This window comes from Capsulimonas sp. (assembly GCF_039929585.1).
Lineage (GTDB): Bacteria > Armatimonadota > Armatimonadia > Armatimonadales > Capsulimonadaceae > Capsulimonas.
On the sequence record NZ_JBDSQY010000007.1, the window covers coordinates 1 to 3,871 of the forward strand.

The 3,871-nt window shown below is 61.0% G+C and carries 3 protein-coding genes; 1 reads left to right on the top strand and 2 read right to left on the bottom strand.

The genetic code is table 11. The features are described 5' to 3' along the window. Positions 1 to 160: 160 nt before the first annotated feature. Both ABIZ35_RS00410 and ABIZ35_RS00415 read right to left on the bottom strand, forming a co-directional pair. A complete protein-coding gene (locus ABIZ35_RS00410) occupies positions 161 to 613 on the bottom strand; it encodes a hypothetical protein (protein ID WP_348217896.1) in 453 nt (150 codons plus the stop codon). Further along, the gene (locus tag ABIZ35_RS00415) at positions 610 to 1,422 is read right to left on the bottom strand and encodes a hypothetical protein (protein WP_348217897.1); all 813 of its coding nucleotides are present in this window, start codon (positions 1,420 to 1,422) and stop codon (positions 610 to 612) included. Before ABIZ35_RS00415 ends, ABIZ35_RS00410 begins: the two co-directional genes overlap by 4 nt. Before the next feature lie 258 nt (positions 1,423 to 1,680). Here ABIZ35_RS00415 and ABIZ35_RS00420 point away from each other — a divergent pair, with 258 nt between their 5' ends. Continuing rightward, positions 1,681 to 3,789: a TIM-barrel domain-containing protein gene (locus ABIZ35_RS00420; RefSeq protein ID WP_348217898.1), complete on the top strand. Its 2,109-nt coding sequence runs from the start codon at positions 1,681 to 1,683 to the stop codon at positions 3,787 to 3,789. The last annotated feature ends 82 nt before the right edge of the window (positions 3,790 to 3,871 follow it).

Below are 3,871 nucleotides of genomic sequence, written 5' to 3' on the forward strand. Positions count from 1 at the left end.
GCGGTTCCAAAAGAGCCGCCCATTCGGGAGACGGGATCATATCCATAACCTCTGGCAGGAAGTTTTTGGAATATCGATTCCCGTCTCCTCAAATCTTCAACCCTCCAAAACCGCTAAACTACAGTAAGCATAGAAAGTCATATAGAATTATAGCCGGCATTCAGCGCCGGGCGGCGGAGTGCATGAGGGCGGCGCCCACTAAAATGGTCAGACCGCAGATGATGTTGAGACCGGCCCAGAAGGCGCGCTGCATGCGCATCTGCCGCAGGGTTTCCGTGGGCATGGCCAGCAGGAACGTAATGCTGAACAGACCGACGGCGCCGATCATTTTGATCCCAAAGAACAGGATATAGTGCATCTGGTTGATGATGTGCGGAAACGTCAGCACCCACTGCACGATCCCCGTGACGGCGACCACCGCCACGCCGGTCCATTTGATGACGGCGAAGCGGCGGATCGCCTGGGCGAGAAACTGTTCGCGCACATCCGGGGCCAGCGTGTCCAGCGTCGGCCAGAGGACCATTCGGGCGTAGAACAGGCCGCCAAGTGATGTGCAGGTGGACGCAATGTGCAGCACATGACAGACAAACGAGATTAGCGCCACAGCCGTCATGCCGCGTCTCCTGCGGCTTCTGTGACGGCGGCGTTCGCTTCGGCGAGGTCTTCAGCACGGGCCAGCGTATAGCCGCGTGTGATCGTCATCAAGTAGGTGAGCACGCCGGACGCCGCTCCCAGAGCAATGGGCGACATCCAGAGCTGAGGCGCGAAGTGGCGGAACAGCAGGCCGGTGACCGCGCCCTGCACGGCGCCGCCGAGCAGGCCGATGGTGAAGGGCAGAATGGGATTGCGCGCTTTGGAGAACAGCACAAAGTGGCTGGCGCCGGCGGCGAAGACCCCGCTCATCGCGCCGACCATCAGCGCGGACACAGCGATGTCCGTGGTGTGGGGCAGGAAGACCAGCAGGTATGCGGCGGCGCCGAAGGCGAACGGCTCCAGCCAATGCCCGTCGCGTCCGTAGTCGACCGGCTCGCCCGCCGGCGCCTCGGCTTCGATCTCACGGTCGTCCTTGTAGAAGTAGCTCAGAAACGCGCCGACGGCAGGGCCGATATAGACGGCGGTGAGGAACCAGATCAAAAGGTGCTCGGTCAGCGCGGGAAACAATGCGAAATCGACGACGATCAGCATCGCCGCGCTGATGGTCCCGAAGAGCGCGCCGTATCCGAGAGTTCGATCCAGGTGAAGCTTGAAGAAGAGCAATCGCAGAGCGACGACTTGAACGATCGCCGTCAGCGTTCCGGCGAGAAACAGCGTGGTCGGCGAGACCGAAAGGCCGAAGGCCAGCGCCACGATAATGAAAAATCCGTTCCAGCCAATCAGGCCGGTCACAAGACTGGACGCCCACGAACTCCGTTGTGTTAGCATTTGCCTGCTCCTTCGATATCCGTGAGGAGAATACCTCCCGGTGATGAGCCTCTACTTGCAATCGGGCTATGTTCTGGGTAACAGAAACAGCGGCCGTTAAGTTCAATTGTATGTGAAAATTTTCACAAAGATCTCAGTCGCGGGCATTCGCGCTTTGCAGGCGACAAATACTTTGTGAATCTGCTCATTTATTCTATATACGAGCGCTTTGTTCTGCGATATAATGACCGTATCGATTTTGTTTGAAAGCTGTGTGTTATGCCCCCTTTTAAAATCACCTATTACGCTGCGGTCCTCGCAGTCTTTCCGCTATTCGCTCCCATTGCGGCCAGGGCTGCTGCGACCGCCTCGACCAGCGCGCCAGGCCTGAATATTACGGTCAGCGCGGTCGATCCTAGCACGTTTCACCTCGTCGCGTATCCGAAGGCCGCGGCGCCCCCCTCTGTCAGCCTGTTTGTGGCGCAGACGGCGCCATGGTCCAAGGCCGTCGTCCGTAAGAGCGCCAGCGGGGTTGTGACGGTCCAAACGCCGCAGGGAGTTTTGGAAGTAAGCCCCGGCGGACGGGTGCGACTGCGGGATCACGCGGGGCATGCTCTGCTGTCGTCGGGAACGGTAGCATCGTCAAACTATTCGGTTACACTCACACTCACGCACGGTAAAGACGAGCGCTTTTACGGAGTGGGGAATGAAAGCCGCGATCATTCGGGTCCGCTCACGCACCCCTCCGGGACAAGCGCCGTGGACAATGGCGCCACTCGTGTCCCGTTTTTGTGGTCCACCGGCGGCTGGAGCCTGCTGGCGGCCAACAATCTGACGGGCAGTACGTGGAAGGACGATGCGGGAACGCTGACATGGACGACGCCGGCTCCGTATCTCGATCTTTACCTGAGCGTGGCGCCGGACGCCTATGGCTTACTCAACGCCGAATCGCGACTGACCGGACGCGCTCCGATCCCGCCGCGCTGGACGTTCGGCTTCATGGTTAGCCGATGGGGTTACGGTGACGCCACCGACATACAAGACAAGTGGACTCAGTTCCGGAACCGCAAAATCCCGGTGGACGCCTTCATCTACGACTACGACTGGTTTGACAACGATTGGGACTTCAATACGAATCGATTCCCGGTGGGCAGTCTCGCCAAGATGAAGAAGATGGGGCTGCACTTTGTCGGCATCCGTAAGCCGCGCGTCAACGGAGCGAACTTAGATTTCGCGCGCAAGCAGGGCTGGATTCTGAACAGTTCTCTTGGCGTCGACCTGCGGTTCGATCTTCCCGAAGCCCGTTCCTGGTGGTGGAGCCATCACATTCCGCTGGTGCAGGCGGGCGTGGATGGATGGTGGAACGATGAGGCGGAGCAGAGCGCCGATGAGTTCTTCCAGATGGCGAAGACGCAGTGGGACGGCTGGCGCGCCATGAGCCCGCGCCGCGCGTGGACAATCAGCCGCGCCTTCGCGCCGGGCATGCAGCGCTATGGCGCGGCGACCTGGACGGGAGATATTCGGTCGGAATGGGAGACGCTGCAAAACCAGCCGGGGACCATGCTCAACTGGAGCATGGCGGGAATGCCGTACTCCGGACAGGACATCGGCGGGTTCATCGGGAAGCCTTCGCCGGAACTGTACGCCCGCTGGGTCGAAGAGGGCGTCTTCGTTCCCGTGATGCGTGTCCACGGCAACCTCGGCTCCGACCGCTGGCCCTGGGCCTTTGGGGAGGACAGCGGCGCTGCTGCGGTCAAGGCCATCGAGCTGCGCTATCGCCTAATTCCGTATCTTTACACCCTCGCCGCCCAAACGGAGGCGACAGGCGCCCCGATGATGCGCCCGCTCTTTCTGGAGTTCCCCAAAGACGAGAAGACGTTTGACCTGCGCGATGAATGGCTGATGGGGGACCGACTGCTAGCCGCGCCGGTCCTGAACGAAGGCGGCGCGCGTGACGTCTACCTACCCGCCGGACAGTGGTACGACTTCAACACCGGCGCCAGCGTCGCTGGCGCCGAGACACGCCACATCCAGGCCGCACTTGACGTCATCCCGGCCTACGTTCGCGCCGGAACGATCCTGCCGCTTGGTCCTGTCCTTCAATACACGGGCGAAAAGCCCATCGATCCGCTCGAAGTGCGCGTCTACCCCGGCGCGGACGCCTCCTTCACGCTCTATGAAGACAACGGCGATAACTACGACTACCAAAAGGGCGCATGCAGCCGCATTCCGATGCACTGGGACGATCGGGCGCGAACGCTGACGGTCAGCCCTCGTGTGGGATCGTATCCGGGGATGCTGATGACGCGCCATCTCAATGTCGTTCTGCCGAGCGGCGTTCGCAAGAGCGTGACTTATGTGGGTAATGCGGTGCGGGTCGGGTTTTAGAGACCTATCCCCGGCCTTCGGCCGCCCCTGAGTAACCCACCCCGGCGCTTCGCGCCACCCCTCCCATGAAGCTGGGAAGGGT

Excerpts from the sequence above, each read along its gene's own strand:
- ABIZ35_RS00410 (WP_348217896.1), bottom strand. The coding sequence starts at position 613 with ATGACGGCTGTGGCGCTAATCTCGTTTGTCTGTCATGTGCTGCACATT.
- ABIZ35_RS00415 (WP_348217897.1), bottom strand. The coding sequence starts at position 1,422 with ATGCTAACACAACGGAGTTCGTGGGCGTCCAGTCTTGTGACCGGCCTG.
- ABIZ35_RS00420 (WP_348217898.1), top strand. The coding sequence starts at position 1,681 with ATGCCCCCTTTTAAAATCACCTATTACGCTGCGGTCCTCGCAGTCTTT.